General features: G+C 61.2%; 14 protein-coding genes. 9 read left to right on the forward strand and 5 right to left on the reverse strand.

Annotated elements, in window-relative coordinates:
* Window positions 1-79 precede the first annotated feature (79 nt).
* From Q8M42_RS14470 to Q8M42_RS14495, 6 genes are all read left to right on the forward strand, one after another.
* Window positions 80-1423 carry a sodium:alanine symporter family protein gene (locus Q8M42_RS14470; RefSeq protein WP_304869212.1) on the forward strand — a complete coding sequence of 448 codons (1344 nt, stop codon included), beginning with the start codon at window positions 80-82 and terminating at the stop codon, window positions 1421-1423.
* 143 nt (window positions 1424-1566) lie between these two features.
* Entirely contained in the window at window positions 1567-2067 is a 501-nt protein-coding gene (tpx, locus tag Q8M42_RS14475; protein WP_304869210.1) for a thiol peroxidase, read from the forward strand.
* A gap of 193 nt (window positions 2068-2260) precedes the next feature.
* The gene (locus Q8M42_RS14480) at window positions 2261-3487 is read left to right on the forward strand and encodes an MdtA/MuxA family multidrug efflux RND transporter periplasmic adaptor subunit (RefSeq protein ID WP_304869208.1); all 1227 of its coding nucleotides are present in this window, start codon (window positions 2261-2263) and stop codon (window positions 3485-3487) included.
* Window positions 3484-6576: an MdtB/MuxB family multidrug efflux RND transporter permease subunit gene (locus Q8M42_RS14485; protein WP_304869206.1), complete on the forward strand. Its 3093-nt coding sequence runs from the start codon at window positions 3484-3486 to the stop codon at window positions 6574-6576. The genes Q8M42_RS14480 and Q8M42_RS14485 overlap by 4 nt, the downstream gene beginning before the upstream one ends.
* Before the next feature lie 133 nt (window positions 6577-6709).
* Window positions 6710-9817 carry a multidrug efflux RND transporter permease subunit gene (locus Q8M42_RS14490; protein WP_304869204.1) on the forward strand — a complete coding sequence of 1036 codons (3108 nt, stop codon included), beginning with the start codon at window positions 6710-6712 and terminating at the stop codon, window positions 9815-9817.
* Window positions 9818-9903: 86 nt separating this feature from the next.
* Window positions 9904-11328, forward strand: a complete 1425-nt coding sequence (locus Q8M42_RS14495; RefSeq protein ID WP_304869202.1) for an efflux transporter outer membrane subunit — start codon at window positions 9904-9906, stop codon at window positions 11326-11328.
* Window positions 11329-11386: 58 nt separating this feature from the next.
* On the opposite strand, the gene Q8M42_RS14500 is transcribed toward Q8M42_RS14495, so the two are convergent.
* The 3 genes from Q8M42_RS14500 to Q8M42_RS14510 all read right to left on the reverse strand — a co-directional run bounded on the left by Q8M42_RS14500 (window position 11387) and on the right by Q8M42_RS14510 (window position 14412).
* A complete protein-coding gene (locus Q8M42_RS14500) occupies window positions 11387-12394 on the reverse strand; it encodes a DctP family TRAP transporter solute-binding subunit (protein WP_304869201.1) in 1008 nt (335 codons plus the stop codon).
* Between the two features lie 190 nt (window positions 12395-12584).
* On the reverse strand, window positions 12585-13595 hold the full coding sequence (locus Q8M42_RS14505) for a DctP family TRAP transporter solute-binding subunit (RefSeq protein WP_304869200.1): 1011 nt from the start codon (window positions 13593-13595) through the stop codon (window positions 12585-12587).
* Window positions 13596-13911: 316 nt separating this feature from the next.
* A complete protein-coding gene (locus tag Q8M42_RS14510; protein ID WP_304869198.1) occupies window positions 13912-14412 on the reverse strand; it encodes a disulfide bond formation protein B in 501 nt (166 codons plus the stop codon).
* Between the two features lie 260 nt (window positions 14413-14672).
* Between Q8M42_RS14510 and Q8M42_RS14515 the strand changes: the two genes are divergently transcribed.
* Entirely contained in the window at window positions 14673-15173 is a 501-nt protein-coding gene (locus tag Q8M42_RS14515) for a DUF1203 domain-containing protein (protein ID WP_304869196.1), read from the forward strand.
* Between the two features lies 1 nt (window position 15174).
* Here Q8M42_RS14515 and Q8M42_RS14520 read toward each other — a convergent pair whose 3' ends face one another.
* On the reverse strand, window positions 15175-15573 hold the full coding sequence (locus Q8M42_RS14520) for a cupin domain-containing protein (protein ID WP_304869195.1): 399 nt from the start codon (window positions 15571-15573) through the stop codon (window positions 15175-15177).
* 25 nt (window positions 15574-15598) lie between these two features.
* On the reverse strand, window positions 15599-15805 hold the full coding sequence (locus Q8M42_RS14525; protein WP_304869193.1) for a hypothetical protein: 207 nt from the start codon (window positions 15803-15805) through the stop codon (window positions 15599-15601).
* Between the two features lie 206 nt (window positions 15806-16011).
* On the opposite strand from Q8M42_RS14525, the gene katG reads away from it, so the two are divergent.
* Together katG and Q8M42_RS14535 are read left to right on the forward strand one after the other, a co-directional pair.
* The gene (katG, locus tag Q8M42_RS14530) at window positions 16012-18222 is read left to right on the forward strand and encodes a catalase/peroxidase HPI (protein ID WP_304869191.1); all 2211 of its coding nucleotides are present in this window, start codon (window positions 16012-16014) and stop codon (window positions 18220-18222) included.
* Window positions 18223-18378: 156 nt separating this feature from the next.
* On the forward strand, window positions 18379-18930 hold the full coding sequence (locus Q8M42_RS14535; protein ID WP_370692742.1) for an ATP-dependent zinc protease: 552 nt from the start codon (window positions 18379-18381) through the stop codon (window positions 18928-18930).
* Window positions 18931-18963: the final 33 nt, after the last annotated feature.

An 18963-nucleotide genomic window follows, 5' to 3' on the forward strand; every position in this document is an offset into this window, starting at 1 on the left:
GTAACAGCCTGGCCTACCCGGCAATCGGACAAGCGAAGGCTACCCACCTCGCGTTCACTACAAGAATAAGGAAATGAGCATGGAATTCGTCAACACCCTGGTCAATCAACTCAATGGCGTGGTCTGGGGCCCGCCCATGCTGGTGCTGATTCTCGGCACTGGTCTGTTCCTCATGTTGCGCCTGAAATTTATGCCGCTGAGCAAGATCGGCGCAGGCTTCAAGCTGATGTGGCAAGGCCGCAAGAAAGGCGATGCCGAAAGCGGCGAGATCAGCCCGTTCCAGGCATTGATGACCTGCCTGGCCGCCACTGTGGGTACCGGCAATATCGCCGGTGTAGCCACCGCGATTTTCCTCGGCGGCCCGGGTGCATTGTTCTGGATGTGGTGTACCGCACTGGTCGGTATGGCCACCAAGTACTGTGAAGTGGTGCTAGCGGTGCATTACCGCGAGAAGGATAAGCGCGGCGAGCATGTCGGCGGCCCGATGTACGCGATCAAGAACGGCCTGGGCAAGAAGTGGCTGTGGCTCGGCACTGCGTTCGCCATCTTTGGCGGCTTTGCCGGTTTCGGCATTGGCAACATGGTGCAGGTCAACAGCATGGCCGCAGCCCTGCAGACCACCTTTAATATTCCGCTGTGGGTCACCGGTGTGGTGACCATGGTCTTTGTGGGCATGGTGATCCTCGGCGGTATCAAGCGTATCGGTAAGGTGGCGGCGACTCTGGTTCCGTTTATGTGTGTCGCCTACATCATCGCCGCGCTGGTGGTGCTGGTGGTCAACGCCGCGGAAATTCCGAAAGCCTTTGAAATGATCTTCACCTACGCCTTCACCCCGATTGCGGCTACCGGTGGTTTTGCCGGTGCTGCGGTGATGGCAGCGATTCGCTTTGGTGTGGCGCGCGGTATCTTCTCCAACGAAGCAGGTCTGGGTACTGCAGGTATCGCTCAGGCAGCCGGCACCACCAACAGCCCGGTACGTTCGGGGATGATTGGCATGCTCGGGACCTTTATCGACACCATCATCATCTGCTCGATGACGGGCCTGGCGATCATTACCTCCGGCGTGTGGACCAGCGGTGCCAGCGGTGCGGCGCTGTCGGCGGCAGCCTTCGAGCAGGCCATGCCAGGCGTCGGTGGTTATATTCTGACCATTGCCCTGGTGGTGTTTGCCTTTACCACCATCCTCGGCTGGAGCTACTTTGGCGAGAAGTGCTGGGAATACATGGTCGGCACCAAGTCGATCCTGCCGTTCCGCATTCTCTGGGTGGTCGCCGTGCCGTTCGGCGCGATTGCCCATCTGGACTTCGCCTGGCTGGTGGCGGACACCCTCAATGGTTTGATGGCGATCCCCAACCTGCTGTCGCTGCTGTTGCTTAGCCCGATTGTGGTCAAGCTGACCAAGGATCACTTCGCAAAAAATTGATGTGTCGCCTGGGCGGGCAGGGTAGTCTGACTCCTTGGTCAGCTATGCCTGCCTCCCCTCAAAGGTGCACGAGCTTGCCATTTGGCAGGTTCGCGCCCTTACTTGTTTTCCGCCCCTCAATTCCACTGAAAAGGATCGTTCCCATGGCACAAGTCACTCTCAAAGGCTCCCCGGTTGAAGTCACCGGTCAACTGCCACAGATTGGTCAGCAAGCGCCGGCGTTTAGCCTGGTCGCCGGTGACCTGAGCGATGTGAGCCTGGCCAGCCTGGCCGGCAAGCGCAAAGTCCTGAATATTTTCCCAAGCGTCGACACCCCGACCTGCGCCACCTCGGTGCGTACGTTCAATGCCAGCGCAAGCAAGCTGGCCAACACCGTGGTGCTGTGCATTTCCACCGACCTGCCGTTCGCCCAGGCGCGTTTCTGCGGTACTGAAGGTCTGGAAAACGTGATCAACCTGTCGACCATGCGTGGCGCCGACTTCCTGCAGAACTATGGCGTGGCCATTGCCAGCGGCCCGCTGGTCGGTGTTGCCGCCCGCGCAGTGGTGGTGCTGGATGAAAACGACAAGGTGCTGCACAGCGAGCTGGTTGGCGAAATTGCTGATGAGCCGAACTATGACGCCGCGATTGCTGCGCTCAAGTAACACCCGCTCAATGCGTGTCCAACGGCCTGCTCTGCAGGCCGTTTTTGTTGATGCAGGTTTTTATGACAAGCACTTTTCATTTGTGGATCAGATATTTAGTTACGTAAGGGAAAGGTAAATAGGCGGTAAAGAAGCTTTGCAGGCCGGCTGATACTGCATATCGTTCACGCTCCCCAAGGAAGTGATCGTCGCCATGCCTGATACACAGCTCACCACCCGTCCTCGCAACCTGTCGCGCCAATGGCTGGTCGGCTCGCTCGCGCTGGTTGTTCTCGCCTTACTGCTGTGGTGGTTCTGGCCCAGCCCGCCGGAAGCGCCCAAGCGTGGCGGGCCTTGGCGTGATGGCGGGCCGGTGCCGGTGCGTGTGGCCAGCGTCAGCCAGGGCGACTTCCCGGTTGAGCTCAAGGCCCTGGGCACCGTTACCGCCTATAACACGGTGAATGTGCGTGGCCGGGTGGAGGGTGAGCTGGTCAAGCTGCTGTTCAAAGATGGCCAACAGGTTAAGGCCGGCGACCTGCTCGCGGTGATCGACCCACGCGCTTATGAGATCGCCCTGCAGCAGGCCCAGGGCGCGTTGCAGGAAAGCCAAGCGCAGCTGCGTAATGCCGAGCTGGACCTGGCGCGTTACCGTGGTCTGTACGCCGAAGACTCGATAGCCAGGCAGACCCTCGACACCCAGGAAGCCCTGGTCAATCAGTACCGGGGCGGCATCAAGAGCCTGCAGGCGAATGTTGCCACCGCGCGGCTGAACCTGGATTTCACCCAGGTGCGCGCGCCTATTAGCGGCCGCCTGGGCATCCGCCAGGCCGATGTCGGCAATCTGGTTAGCTCCGGCGATGCATTGCCGCTGGTGGTGATTACCCAGACCCTGCCGATTGCCGTGATGTTTACCCTGCCCGAAGCCGAATTGCCTGCGGTGGTGCAGCAGCTGCGTAGCGGCGCAACCCTGGCCGTCGAGGCCTGGGACCGCAGCGAGAAACTCAAGCTAGCCGAAGGTGAGTTGGAGAGCGTCGACAACCTGATCGACACCGCCACCGGCACGGTCAAGCTCAAGGCGCGTTTTGCCAACGCCGAAGAACTGCTGTTCCCCAACCAGTTCGTCAACGTGCGCCTGCGGGTGAAAACCCTGCATAACGTCACCCTGATGCCGGCCGCCGCGCTGCAGTTCGGCGCCAGCGGCACCTTCGCCTACGTGGTGGACGCTGAAGACAAGGTACAGCTGACGCCGATCAGCGTCGGTGCCAGCGATGGCCTGCTCAGTGTGGTCGAGCAGGGCCTCAAACCGGGAGATCGCCTGGTACTGGAAGGCACTGACCGTCTGCGCTCCGGCAACAAGGTCGAGGTGATTGGCGACACACCCGTCGCCGCCCAGATCGAGCAGGCAGCGCCTGAGCGCAAAGGAGCGCCGCGCGTCCAATGAATGCCTCCCGCCTGTTTATCCTGCGCCCGGTCGCCACCACGCTGATCATGCTGGCGATTTTCCTCAGTGGCCTGATCGCTTACCGGATGCTGCCCGTATCGGCGCTGCCGGAAGTGGATTACCCGACCATCCGGGTGATGACCCTGTATCCCGGCGCCAGTCCGGATGTGATGACCAGCGCGGTCACCGCGCCACTGGAGCGCCAGTTCGGCCAGATGGCCGGGCTCAAGCAGATGTCCTCAACCAGCTCGGGCGGCGCCTCGGTGATTACCCTGCGTTTCAACCTGGAGGTGCAGCTGGATGTCGCCGAGCAGGAAGTACAGGCGGCGATCAATGGCGCGAGCAACCTGCTGCCCAGCGACCTGCCGGCACCGCCGGTGTACAACAAGGTCAACCCGGCCGACACCCCGATACTGACCCTGGCCATCAGCTCGAAAACTCTACCGCTGCCGCAGGTGTTCGACCTGGTCGATACCCGCCTGGCGCAAAAACTCGCGCAAACCAGCGGCGTCGGCCTGGTCAGCCTGGCCGGCGGACAACGCCCGGCGGTGCGCTTGCGGGTCAATCCGGAAGCGCTGGCCTCCTATGGCTTGAACCTTAGCGATGTGCGCACGCTGATTACCGCCAGCAACGTCAATCAGCCTAAAGGCAACTTCGACGGCCCGACTCGGGTGTCGCAACTGGATGCCAACGATCAGCTGAAATCGGTCGACGAATACCGCGAGCTGATTCTCGGCTACAAGGACGGCGCCACCCTGCGCCTGAAAGATGTCGCCAGCATCATCGACGGCGCCGAGAACCAGCGTCTGGCTGCCTGGGCCAACCGCAACGAAGCGGTGCTGGTCAACGTGCAGCGTCAGCCCGGGGCCAACGTCATTGATGTGGTCGACCGCATCAAGACCCTGCTGCCCAATCTGACCCAGGGTCTGCCGGCCAGCGTTGAGGTTATTGTGCTGACCGACCGCACCGAAACCATCCGCGCCGCAGTCAAGGGCGTGCAGCATGAGCTGCTGCTGGCCATTGCCCTGGTGGTACTGGTGACCTTCCTGTTTTTGCGCAAGGTGTCGGCGACCCTTATTCCGTCCATCGTCGTGCCGCTGTCGCTGATCGGCACCTTCGGCGTGATGTACCTGGCGGGCTTCACCATCAACAACCTGACGCTGATGGCGCTGACTATTGCCACCGGCTTTGTGGTGGACGATGCCATCGTCATGCTGGAGAACATCGCCCGCCATCTGGAGGAGGGTGAAACCCCGCTGAATGCCGCGCTGAAAGGCGCCAAGCAGATCGGCTTTACCCTGGTGTCGCTGACCATCTCGCTGATCGCGGTGCTGATTCCGCTGCTGTTTATGGCCGATGTAGTGGGGCGGCTGTTCCGCGAGTTCGCCATCACCCTGGCGGTGGCCATCCTGATTTCCCTGGTGGTGTCGCTGACCCTGACGCCGATGATGTGCGCGCGCCTGCTCAAGGCGGAAAAGCCCGAAGAAGAAGGGCGCTTCTACCGCGCCGCCGGCGCGCTGATCGACGCTATGATTGCCCGTTACGGCGTGTGGCTGACCTGGGTACTCAAGCATCAGCCGCTGACCCTGCTGGTGGCCATCGGCACGATGGCGCTGACCGTAGTGCTGTACCTGGCGGTGCCCAAGGGCTTCTTCCCGGTGCAGGACACTGGGGTGATCCAGGGCATTTCCGAGGCGCCGCAGTCGATTTCCTTCCGCGCCATGAGCGAGCGCCAGCAGCGCCTGGCCGAGGTGATTCTGCAGGACCCGGCCGTGGCCAGCCTGTCGTCCTATATCGGCGTAGACGGTGATAACCCGACGCTGAACAGCGGTCGCCTGCTGATCAACCTGACGCCACGGGCCGAGCGCGATGTCAGCGCCAGCCAGATCATCGAGCGCCTAAGGCCGGAACTGGCGCGGATTCCCGGGATTGAGCTGTACCTGCAGCCGGTGCAGGACCTGTCCATCGAGGATCGGGTCAGCCGCACCCAGTTCCAGTTCAGCATGGAATCGCCGGATATCAGCCTGCTGGAAGAGTGGGTGCCCAAGCTGGTCAGCGCGCTACGCGAGCAGCCGGAGCTGACCGATGTGGCCAGTGACCTGCAGAACCGGGGCCTGCAGGTGTTTCTGCAGATCGACCGCGACATGGCCGGGCGGCTTGGTATCAGCATCGCCGATATCGACAACGCGCTGTACGACGCCTTCGGCCAGCGGCAAATCTCCACCATCTACACCCAGGCCAGTCAGTACCGCGTGGTGCTGGAAAGCGAGAATGCGGGCAGCATCGGCCCAGCGGCGCTGCGGCAGATTCACGTCAAGGCCGCCGATGGCCAGCAGGTTGCGTTGTCGACCCTGGCCCAGGTCGAGGAGCGCGCCGCCAGCCTGCTGATCAACCATATTGGCCAATTCCCGGCCGCCACTCTGTCATTCAACCTGGCCAGCGGCGTATCCCTGGGCGAGGCGGTGGCGGTGATTGAGCGGGTTGAGCAGGAGATCGGTATTCCGCCAGCGGTGCAGACGCGCTTCCAGGGTGCTGCCGAAGCCTTCCGCGCCTCCTTGTCGAGCACCTTGCTGCTGATTCTGGCGGCCATCGTCACCATGTATATCGTGCTCGGCGTGCTCTACGAGAGTTATATCCACCCGATCACCATTCTCTCCACCTTGCCCTCGGCGGGCGTTGGCGCGCTGCTGGCGTTGCTGATCAGCGGTAACGAACTGGGGCTGATTGCGATCATCGGCATCATTCTGCTGATCGGCATCGTCAAGAAGAACGCGATCATGATGATCGACTTCGCCCTCGACGCCGAACGCAACCAGGGCATGCAGCCGGAAGCGGCGATCTACCAGGCGGCGTTGCTGCGCTTTCGGCCGATTCTGATGACCACCCTGGCCGCACTGTTTGGCGCGATTCCGCTGATGTTAGCCACTGGCTCCGGGGCTGAACTGCGTCAGCCGTTGGGCCTGGTGATGGTTGGTGGGCTGTTGCTGAGCCAGGTGCTGACGCTGTTTACCACGCCGGTGATCTACCTGTACTTCGACCGCCTGTCGCGGCGGGTCAGCGGCCGTAGCGCGGCAGGGGTGACGGTATGAGTGGTATCTGGCTCTTCCTCCCTTCTCCCGCTTGCGGGAGAGGGGCCGGGGGAGAGGGTGGAGATCGCGTGACGTTCTTGACCCTCTCCCCAACCCTCTCCCATAAATGGGAGAGGGAGCAGGGCATGCATCCATGAACCTCTCCGCGCCCTTTATCCGCCGGCCGGTGGCCACGCTGCTGCTGAGCCTGGCGATTCTGCTGCTTGGCGGCGTCAGCTTCGGCCTGCTGCCGGTAGCGCCGCTGCCGCAGATGGATTTCCCCACGATTACCGTGCAGGCCAGTTTGCCCGGCGCCAGCCCGCAGATCATGGCCTCCAGCGTGGCCACGCCGCTGGAGCGCTCGCTCGGCACCATCGCCGGCATCAGCCAGATGAACAGCCGCAGCAGCCAGGGCAGCACGCGGATCATGCTGCAGTTCGATCTGGATCGCGATATCAACGCCGCCGCCCGCGAGGTGCAGGCGGCGATCAATGCTTCGCGCGAGCTGTTGCCCAGCGGCATGCGCAGCATGCCGACCTACCGCAAGGTCAACCCGTCGCAGGCGCCGATCATGGTGCTGTCGCTGACCAGCGAGGTGCTGAACAAGGGCCAGTTATACGACGTGGCCTCGACCATCCTGGCGCAGAAACTCGCTCAGGTAACCGGCGTCGGTGAAGTACAGATCGGCGGCAGTTCCTTGCCCGCCGTGCGCGTGGCGCTGGAGCCGCGCCTGCTTGACCAGTACGGCATTGCCCTCGATGAAGTGCGCCAGAGCATCAGTGCGGCCAACGCCAAACGGCCGAAAGGCGCGGTGGAAGATGGCGAGCGGCACTGGCAGGTGCAGGCCAGCGACCAGCTGGAGAAAGCCGCCGATTACCTGCCGCTGATCATTCGCTACCAGGACGGCGCGGCGGTGCGTTTGGGCGATGTGGCGCAAGTTACCGATGGCGTAGAAGACCGCTACAACAGCGGTTTCTTCAACGATGAACAGGCGGTGCTGCTGGTGATCAACCGCCAGACCGGCGCCAATATCATCGAAACCATCGCCGGCATTCGCGAGCAACTGCCGGCCCTGCGTGCGGTGATTCCCGCGAACATCGAGTTGGAAGTGGCAATGGACCGCTCGCCGGTAATTCGCGCCACTCTGCATGAGGCCGAGCAGACCCTGTTGATCGCCGTGGTGCTGGTAATTCTGGTGGTGTTCGCCTTCCTCGGCCGTTGGCGCGCGGCGTTGATTCCCGCGTTGGCCGTGCCGGTATCACTGGTCGGTACCTTTGCTGTGATGTACCTGCTGGATTTCTCGCTGAACAACCTGTCGCTGATGGCGCTGATCATTGCTACCGGTCTGGTGGTAGACGACGCCATCGTCGTGCTGGAAAACATCTCGCGGCATATCGAGGCCGGTGAAACGCCGATGGCGGCGGCGTTCAAGGGCGCGCGGGAGGTGGGTTTCACCTTGCTGGCGATGAACCTGTCGCTGGTCGCGGTGTTTATCTCGATTCTGTTTATGGGCGGTATTGTCGAGCGGCTGTTTCGCGAGTTTTCCATCACCCTGGCCGTGGCCATCGTGATTTCCCTGCTGGTGTCACTGACCCTGACGCCCATGCTCTGCGCTCGCTGGCTCAAGGCCGAAACCGCCGCCCATCAGCCCAGCGCCATGCAGCGTTGGGGCGCTGCCGTGCAGACCCGCGTGCTGGCGTTTTACGCACGCGGTTTGGATTGGGCGCTCAAGCACTCCTTGCTGATGCTGTTTAGCCTGCTGGCGACCATCGCGCTGAATATCTTTCTGTTTGTCAGCGTGCCGAAGACCTTTATGCCGCAGCAGGACACCGGCCAACTGATCGGCATGATCCGCGGCGATAACGGCCTGTCGTTTCAGGTCATGCAGCCGAAGATGGAGATCTTCCGCCGCGCGGTGCTGGCTGACCCGGCGGTGGACAGTGTGGCGGGCTTTATTGGTGGCAGTGGCGGGATCAACAACGCCTTTATGATCGTGCGCCTCAAGCCGGTCGCCGAACGTAAAGTCAGCGCCCAGGAGGTGATCAACCGCCTGCGTCAGTCGGTGCCGAAAGTCCCAGGCGGGCGGATGTTTCTGATGCCCGATCAGGACCTGCAGATCGGTGGGCGCGAAGGTCGCAGCTCGGAAAACGAATACATGCTGTTGTCTGGCGACCTGGACGAATTGCGCAAGTGGCTGCCACCGGTGCGCGAAGCACTGCGAGCCTTGCCGGAGCTGACCGATATCGACGCCAAGGAGGCCGACGGCACCCAGCAGATCCGCCTGGTGGTTGATCGCGACATGGCCAAACGCCTGGGCGTGGATATGAACATGATCACCGCCGTGCTCAACAACGCCTTTAGCCAGCGCCAGGTCTCGACCATCTACGACAGCCTGAATCAGTACAGCGTGGTCATGGAGATCAACCCGCAGTTTGCCCAGTACCCGGAAACCCTCGAACAGATTCGGCTGATCACCGCCGAGGGCGCGCGGGTGCCATTGTCCAGCTTCGCCCGCTGGGAGCGCAGCCTGGAGGAAGACCGGGTCAACCACCAGGGCCAGTTCGCTGCGGAAAACATCGGTTTCGCCCTGGCCGAGGGCGTCAGCCTGGATCAGGCCAGCCAGGCCATCGACAGAGCTATTGCCCGGCTCGGTTTACCGACCGAAGTGCAGGGCATGCTCGGCGGTACGGGTGGGGCTTTCAAGCAGACCCAGCAGAACCAGCCGTGGATGATTTTGCTGGCCCTGGTGGTGGTGTATATCGTGCTCGGCGTGCTCTACGAGAGCTATATCCACCCACTGACCATTCTCTCCACCTTGCCCTCGGCCGGCGTCGGCGCGCTGCTGGCGTTGCAGCTGATGAGCATCGAGTTCAGCCTGATCTCGTTGCTCGGGCTGTTTTTGCTGATCGGTATTGTCAAGAAGAACGCGATTCTGATGATCGATCTGGCGCTGCAACTGGAGCGCCAGCAGCACCTCAGCCCGCAAGAGTCGATTCGCCAGGCCTGCCTGCTGCGTTTCAGGCCGATCATGATGACCACCCTGGCGGCGATTCTCGGCGCGCTGCCGCTGATGCTGAGCAGCGCCGAAGGCGCGGAAATGCGCCAGCCGCTGGGCATCACCATTGTCGGCGGGCTGGTTTTGAGCCAGCTGCTGACCCTTTACACCACACCGGTGATCTACCTGTATTTCGACCGCCTGCGCCACCGGGTCAACCGCTGGCGCGGTGTGCGCACTGACGCTGCTCTGGAAACCCCGTTATGACCCTGCTGCCAATACCCGTAGGAGCGAGCCATGCTCGCGACCCCCTTTCTATTGCCAAGCCATTCGCGGGCAGGGCCCGCTCCTACATGGGGCTGCTTGCACTCAGCGTATTGTTAGGCGGCTGCGCCATCGGCCCGGATTACCAGCGCCCGCAGCTGCAAACCCCGGCGCAGTTCAAACAGATCGAAGGCTGGACCCAGGCCAAGCCCGGCGATGTGCTGGCGCGTGGCAGCTGGTGGCAGTTGTATGGCGATGCCGAGCTGAATGCCCTGGTCGAGCGGCTGAATATCTCCAATCAGAACCTGGCCGCCAGTGAAGCGCAGTATCGCCAAGCCCGCGCTTTGGTGCGCGGCGCGCGTGCAGCGTTTTACCCGAGCCTGTCGAGTAGCGCGGGGGCCAGCCGCAGCAGCCAGGGCAGCGGTTCCAGCAACACCACGACCACCAATGGTGGTGTTAGTAACAGCTACGATCTGAGCCTGAATGCCGCCTGGGAGCTGGATATCTGGGGCAAGCTGCGCCGCTCGCTGGAGTCCAGTCGGGCCGGCTTCGAGGCCAGCGCCGCGGATCTCGCCGCGCTAAAACTCAGCCTGCAGGCCGAACTGGTGCAGAACTACCTGCAACTGCGCGTGCTGGATGATCAGCAGCGCCTGCTCGATGCCACCGTCGCGGCCTATGCGCGTTCGCTGAAACTCACGGAAAACCAGTACAACGCCGGCATCGTGCCGAAATCCGATGTCAGCCAGGCGCTGACCCAGCTGAAAAGCACCCAGGCCCAGGCCATTGACCTGAAGTGGCAGCGCGCTCAGCTGGAACATGCGATTGCCGTATTGGTCGGCGTACCGCCCAGCGAGCTCAGCATTGCAGCTCGTGAACAACTTCCTGCGCTGCCAGAAATCCCCGTGGCGCTGCCGTCGCAACTGCTGGAACGCCGTCCGGATGTGGCCGCTGCCGAGCGCCGGGTGATCGCCGCCAACGCCGAGATCGGCGTCGCCGAAGCCGCCTGGTACCCGGATCTGACCCTCTCCGCCAGCGGCGGCTACCGTGGCAGCAGCTTTGCCGACTGGATTGATCTGCCCAACCGCTTCTGGTCCCTTGGCCCGCAGCTGGCGCTGACCCTGTTCGATGGCGGCGCGCGCAGCGCCGAGCTGGAACGCAGCGAGGCGGCCTACGACCAGACCGTGGCGCAATACCGCCAGTCGGTGCTCGACAGCTTCCGTGAGGTGGAGGACTACCTGGTGCAACTGCGCGTACTGCAGCAGGAAGCCGTGATCCAGCAGGAAGCGCTGGACGCCGCCCGTGAATCCCTGCGCCTGATCGAAAACCAGTACCGCGCCGGCACCGTGGACTTCAACAGCGTGGTCAACGTGCAGGCCACGGCGCTGAACAACGAACGCAGCACTCTCAGCCTGCTGGGCAGCCGTTTGACCACCAGCGTGCAGTTGATCGCTGCGCTGGGTGGCGGTTGGCAGGGTGAGTTAGAGGTGCAAGAGCAAAAGCAAGAAGACCGCTAAGCCAGCCAAGCGTCAGTACGGATGGCCGCCGTATTGACGCTTAAGGCTTCGTGAGACGCTATTCGCGGGATTTGCGATTAACCGTTTGCGCGGCCTTGAGTATGTCTGCGCCGATGTCGGCTTCAAACTGCTGCCAAACCGGTTGCATGGCGGCGCGCCAGGCAGCGCGTTGTTCGTCGTTGAGGCTGATGATCTGGCTGCTGCCCGACGCCTCGATACGCTGACGATCAGCACGATTGGCGGCCTCGGATTGGCGGTTCACCTCAAAGCTCACTTCATCGATGATGGCTTCCAGCTCGCTGCGGATCTGGTGAGGAATGGAAAACCAGAAGCGCTGGTTGCTGACCAGCATATAGTCGAGGGCGCCGTGGTTGGTCTCGGTAATAAACGGCTGCAGGGTGTGCAACTGCTTGGTGTAGATGTTCGACCAGGCATTCTCGGTGCCCTGCACCTTGCCGCTCTGCAGCGCATCGAAGACTTCGGCAAAGGGCATGGCCAAGGGCGCCGCACCGATTTGATAGAACTGCGCTTCCAGCACGCTGGAAGGCTGAATACGGAACTTCAACCCCGCCGCATCACTGGGCACGTGCAGCGCTTTGGTTGCCGAGAGCTGCTTCATGCCGTTATGCCAATACGCCAGGCCAATGATGTTGTGCGTCTCCATCGAGCGCAGCAATTGACGGCCCTTGGCGCGTTTCTGGAAGCGCGTGACGGCTTCTAGGTCATCGAAGAGAAAGGGCAGGTCGAATACCTGAAGTTGTTTGGTGTATTTCTCGAACTTGGCCAGCGACGGTGCCAACAGTTGCACCTCGTTGTTAGCCAAGGCCTGCAATTCGTTGTCATCGCCGAATAGGCTGGACGCCGGGTAAACCTCGACGCTGACCTTGCCTGCCAGGCGCTGATCGACCAGCTGTTTGAACAGCAGCGCGCCCTGGCCCTTGGGCGTGTGCTCATCGGCGACATGGGCAAACTTGATCAGGATGGGCTCCTGTTCTTGAGCGTTGCAGAGGTTGAATGCACTGAACAGCAGGGTGCCAACGGCTATAACAGCAATCGACTTGAACATAGAAGAGTCCTTGGTAGAGGCAGGCGAGCAGTCTTGAATAATCGAGTGAATCAGGTGCTATACGTACTTTCAGCGTAGCGGCTTTTTGCCGGCATCCCTGGTGATCAACCAGGGATGGGCAGAGGGGCTAATTAGAGCGGCGCGCAGGTTACTGCACTTGGCGGGGGCGTGGAGTGCTATGGCGCACGTCTTAACGCTTGTTGCGGTTAACCGTTTGCGCGGCCTTCATCACGTCAGCGCCAACCACACCTTCGAATTGCTGCCAGACCGGCTGCATGGCCTTGCGCCAGGCATCACGCTGTTCGTCGCTAAGGGCGATGATCCGAGTCCCTGCGGCTGCGGCTGCGGCGATGCGGTCGCGGTCGGCCTGGTTGGCGGCTTCGGCCTGGCGGTTTACCTCGTAGGTCACCTCGTCGATGATGCCTTCGAGCTCCATGCGGATCTGATGCGGGATGGCGTACCAGAAACGCGGATTACTCACCAACATGTAGTCGAGCACGCCGTGGTTGGTCTCGGTGATAAACGGCTGCACGCTGTGCAGTTGCTTGCTGTAGATGTTTGACCAGGGATTTTCCGCGCCCTGCACCTTGCCGCTTTTCAGCGCGTCGAAGACCTCGGCAAACGGCATGACCAAAGGTGTTGCGCCGAGCTGATTGAATTGCGCCTCAAGCACCGAGGACGGCTGAATGCGGAATTTCAGACCGGCGGCGTCGCCCGGCACCAACAGCGCCTTGGTGGCCGATAGCTGCTTCATGCCATTGTGCCAATAGGCCAGCCCGACGATGTTGTGGTCTTCCATGGAACGCAGCAGTTGGCGGCCTTTGGCGCGTTTCTGGAAGCGGTTGACGGCGTCCAGGTCATCGAACAGGAAGGGCAGGTCAAACACCTGCAACTGCTTGGTGTATTTCTCGAACTTGGCCAGTGACGGTGCCAGCAGTTGCACCTCGTTTTTAGCCAGGGCTTCGAGTTCGTTGGCATCGCCGTACAGGGTAGAGTTGGGATAGACCTCGACGGTTACCTTGTCGCCCAGGCGCTCCTCGGCCAGCTTCTTGAACAGCAATGCGCCTTGGCCTTTGGGGGTGTTGTCTGCAACCACGTGGGCAAACTTGATCACGATTGGCCCCTTGTCGGTTGCCGCGTGAAGCGTGGTAGACGCCAGCAGCAGGCTGCCAGCGGCAATAGCGCAGATCGACTTGAACATAGCGTTGTTCCTGTTGTTCTTATGTTGTGGTGTTGACGGCGTGCCAGGGTAAGTTTCAGCAGACTGGCTGGTGCAGGCTGTCAGGTTGGCGCGGCAGCACGATAGGTTGCCGTGCGCAGTGCACCGGCTATATCGCAATGCCTATGCCAGAGTGGCAAAACGGCTGCAGGGCTTGAACGGCCACGAAGTGACCGTGATCGAACGCACAGCGACTGGCGAGAAATCGCCATTTATGCGCAAAAAACGGCAAAAAACCGCTTACTGAGGGCGTGGGTGGCGTTTTACCGCCACCTGCAGGGGAAGTGCTACCGGCGGATCAGCGGCGTGCGGCGCGCCAGGCAGTAAACAGACACAAAGCCAAAAGCAGGGCGACGCTGAGCAGGGTCCAGTGGGTAAACGACAGACCGAGAATGCTGTAATCATTCTGCCCGCACACGCCGGCGCTCATAAATACGCTGGGCAACCAGTCATGCAGTGGCAGGTAGAAGGCATAAAAGGGGAAGGGCGAGCAACTGGAGCTTTCCAGCACGCCGGTTTCGATCAGCACCAGGTGCGTGTTGTCATACACCGCCATACCCGCAGCGGCCAACAGCAAGGGCCATAGCGGCAGGGTCAGCCAACGCAGGCCGAGGGCTTCTGCGGCCAGAATCAACAGGCTGACAACACCACCACAGAGCAGCCACAGGCGAATCTGAATACACAGGGTGCAAGGCTCCCAACCGGCCAGATGCTGCAGCAGCAAGGCACCGCCGAGCATGGCAAAACAGGCGAGGGCAATCAGGGCGAGCAGTGGCTTGAGTGAAGTGGGGCGGGACATCTGAATCTCCGAAAGGGCCGCCAAGGCCGGAAGTGAGCTGACGTTTAAGACGTACAGTGCAGGCTTAAGTTGCAGACCTGTTTGAGCAATCCAGATACAGGGCCAGCCGCGCAAGGATGATCGCCAGCGAATAGGTAGACAAGCCCGGATTCAAGCACGAAATGTTCTCGGCCAGCATAGTTTGAAAGTCAGAACTGCATCGCAGGCAGCATTTCAGCTGGTTAAGGTCTGTCGCACACCCCGTACAAAGGAGCTTGGCGATGAACCCATCCACTGATACAGCACCCATTGCGCTGCGCGTTCGCGGCATAGCCAGTGCCGAGGCCATGCATCTCTGGCAGGGCGGGCTGGATGCCAACGGCCAGTTGCCCGTGCAACGCCCGGCTGAAGGCCTGGCCAATCCCTGCAGGCACTGCCTGAGCTTGATAACCCCCGGCGCCACCAAACTTGTGCTGGCTTACCGGCCCTTTGCGGCGCTGCAACCCTATGCCGAAACCGGACCGATCTTTCTGCATCAGCAGCCCTGTGAGCGCTACGAACAGGCGACATTGCCAGCCTGGTTTGCCTTTCTGGAACCGGCGATTGTGCGTGGCTATGGCAGCGACGACTGGATTCGTTACGACACCGGCCAGGTGGTGTCAGGCAAAGCGCTAACAGCGGTCTGTCAGCAGATTCTTCGCGACCCCAGCGTGGCCTACGTGCATATCCGCTCCAAGTTCAACTGCTTCCAGTGCCGGGTCGAGCGGGCAAGCGAGGGCTAGATCAAACAGGGCGATGTTCGGTGCCGGCGCCGGGGGTAAGAAACAACAGGGTAGTGTGTTGTGTGGTTCTGGCCGTGTGCCACACACCCTGTGGCACCAGCACGTAGTTGCCAACCATATCCAGCAGTAGCTCGCGCTCGCCGTTTGCTTCTTCAAGCAGTAGCACTGCACTGCCACTTAGTAGCATGACCAGCTCTTCACCAGCCGGGTGGCGTTCCCAACTGGGCCAGTCTGCCGAAAAGCTGAAGGCGGACATCAACCTGCCCTGGTCCAACTCAGGCTTGGCCCCGCCAGCAATATCACTCCAGAACTGTTCGGTGACGGCAACCTGCTGGGTTTTTCCGCCATCTTGAACATGCAGATACGTATGTAGAATTTCCTCGACGCGGCTGGCGGGCATGCTGTGCTCCTTGTCCTGTTCTGGCTCAGCGTTTGAGTAGAGAAGAGTCCAACTGATTGAAGCACTGCACGATGCGCTCATGGCTGACATCGGCGAACTCCTTTTGCGTCAGGCTCACCAGCACGCTCGGTTTTACGCGGCCGGAGCGCAGTTGACGCTGCATATAAGCCAGCACTTCGGCGTCGCTGGCGGCGGCTGTTTGGCGGGTCTCTTCCACAGATTTAGCGCTCATTTGGGGTGATTTAACACGGTGTTTTTCGGCGCGAACAGGGCGCAGACACCTGCCACTTTATCAGCTGTTTTACGGCGATGACTCTATAGTCACTGAGTCATATACCCTGACTACTATAAAGGTCATACCCAAATCCTATTGGCTCGTTCGCAGTCCAGCTACCAAGCTGAGTCCACCCCGTTAGGTAAAAACAACAGGAGAGAGACATGTCAAACGATGCGAAATGCCCGTTCTCGGGTGCTGCCGGAACCAACAGTGTGGCTGGCGGCGCACCGAAGAACGCCGACTGGTGGCCTAACCAACTCAGCCTGAAAATTCTCCATCAACATTCCTCCAAGTCCGACCCCATGGGTGCGGGCTTCAACTACGCCGATGAATTCAAGACCCTTGATCTGCATGCCGTGATCAAAGACCTCACGGCATTGATGACCGACTCGCAAGACTGGTGGCCAGCCGACTGGGGGCATTACGGCGGCCTGATGATTCGTATGGCCTGGCACGCCGCGGGTACTTACCGCATCCACGATGGCCGTGGCGGTGCGAGCACCGGTAACCAGCGTTTTGCGCCGCTCAACAGCTGGCCGGATAACGGCAACCTGGACAAGGCCCGTCGCCTGCTCTGGCCGATCAAGCAGAAGTACGGCCGCAAGCTGTCCTGGGCTGACCTGTTCGTTCTGGCCGGTAACGTCGCCCTGGAATCCATGGGCTTCAAGACCTTCGGTTTTGCCGGCGGCCGTCCGGATATCTGGGAGCCGGAAGAAGACACCTACTGGGGTTCGGAAACCGAGTGGCTGGCCACCAGCGACAAACCACACAGCCGTTACACCGGCAATCGCGAGTTGGAAAACCCGCTGGCCGCCGTGCAGATGGGCCTGATTTACGTCAACCCGGAAGGCCCGGACGGCAACCCTGATCCGCTGGCATCGGGCCGCGATGTGCGCGAAACCTTCGCCCGCATGGCCATGAATGATGAAGAAACCGTGGCCCTGGTAGCCGGCGGTCACACCTTCGGTAAAGCCCACGGCGCGGGTGATCCATCACTGGTCGGCCCTGAGCCGGAAGCCGCACCGCTTGAAGAACAGGGCCTGGGCTGGATCAACAAGTTCGGCACTGGCAAAGGCGTGCACACCACCACCAGCGGTATCGAAGGCGCCTGGAAGCCTAACCCCACCACCTGGGATAACGGCTATTTCGACATGCTGTTCGGCTACGAGTGGGAACTGAGCAAAAGCCCGGCCGGTGCCCACCAGTGGACACCGAAGAACGTCAAACCTGAGCACTTGATCCCGGACGCTCACGACCCGGCGAAGAAACACCCGCCGATGATGACCACCGCCGATATGTCGCTGCGTATGGACCCGGCCTACGAGAAAATTTCTCGCCACTTCCACCAGAACCCACAAGCGTTTGCCGATGCATTTGCCCGCGCCTGGTTCAAACTGACCCACCGTGACATGGGCCCGCGTACCCGTTACCTCGGCCCACTGGTACCTGCCGAAGTGCTGATCTGGCAAGACCCGGTTCCGGCCGTCGACCACGCCCTGGTGGATGCGCAAGACATCGCCAGCCTCAAGGCCAAGGTGCTGGCATCCGGCCTGTCGATTGCGCAGCTGGTCAATACGGCCTGGGCATCGGCTTCCACCTACCGTGGCAGCGACAAACGTGGTGGTGCCAACGGCGCGCGTATTCGTCTGGCGCCGCAAAAGGACTGGGAAGTTAACCAGCCGGCCGAACTGGCCAAGGTGCTGGCAGCGTTGGAAGCCATCCAGAAGGACTTCAACGCCTCGGCCGCCGGCGGCAAGAAAATCTCCCTGGCCGACCTGATCGTTCTCGCCGGCTCCGCAGCGGTGGAAGCCGCGGCGAAGAAGGGCGGTGTGGATGCAGTGGTGCCGTTCGCCCCAGGCCGTACCGACGCCTCGCAGGATCAGACCGATGTCGAATCCTTCGCGGTGCTGGAGCCCAAGGCCGATGGCTTCCGTAACTACGCCCGCAAGGGTTACGAAAACGTTGCTGCCGAGTTGCTGGTCGACAAGGCGCAGCTGCTGGAACTGACCTCGCCGGAGATGACCGTGCTGATCGGCGGTCTGCGCGCGCTGAATGCCAATGCCGGCAAAGCCCAGCATGGCGTGTTCAGCAAGCGCCCGGAAACCCTGAGCAATGACTTCTTCGTCAACCTGCTCGACATGGGTACCAAGTGGCAGAAGTCTGCCAGCGAAGGTGTGCTGGAAGGCCGCGACCGCAAAACCGGCGATTTGAAATGGACCGCCACCCAGGTTGACCTGGTGTTCGGCTCCAACTCGCAGCTGCGCGCTCAGGCTGAGGTTTATGCCACCAGCGATGCACCCGCGAAGTTTGTGCAGGACTTCGTCGCCGCCTGGACCCAAGTGATGAACCTGGATCGCTTCGATCTCAAGTGATCCGCATAGAGGCCTAACCGGCCTCAATTGAAACCACTTCGCCCCGCCATGGTCATTCATGGCGGGGCGAAGTTTTTTATAAGTGTCTGATTAAGCTTGAATTCAGCCAGCGCCGTTAACTTAGCCTGACTTTCTAAATGCTATTGGAGTCACCTGATGTCGAACCTCGCCGGCGTACCGCTCAAACAGATCCCGGGCGCATTCGCACTCTGCGCCGCACTGTTCGCCACCGGCGCGATGGCCAACCAGCCGCAGATATACGGCCTGCACGAGAAGGTTTCGCTGCATGAACTGGCCCTGGAGCTGCCCGCCAAGCTCGATACCGGCGCCGAAACCGCCTCGCTCAGTGCCAAGAATATTGAAATGTTCAAACGTGATGGCGGCGAATGGGTGCGCTTCCAACTGGGTATGCAAGACGCCAAGCAGGCGCAGATCATCGAAAGGCCGCTGGCGCGTATGAGCTATATCAAACGCCGCGCCGATGACCGCAAACCCGGCGACAAACAGCTGTATACCGCCCGCCCGGTGATCGAGATGGACGTCTGCGTGGGCGATGAACTGAAGAGCATCGAGGTCAACCTGACCGACCGCAGCGCCTTTGAATTTCCGCTGCTGATCGGCTCATCGGCCCTGAAAGAATTCAACGCCGCAGTCAGCCCCGGCGTGCGTTACTCGGCTGGGCAGCCAAGTTGCACCCAGACCAGCTGATGCGCAATTGATCGAATTTCCCGAAGGCCTCGC

Origin of the sequence: Pseudomonas sp. (genome assembly GCF_030684895.1) — a bacterium.
Lineage (GTDB): Bacteria > Pseudomonadota > Gammaproteobacteria > Pseudomonadales > Pseudomonadaceae > Aquipseudomonas.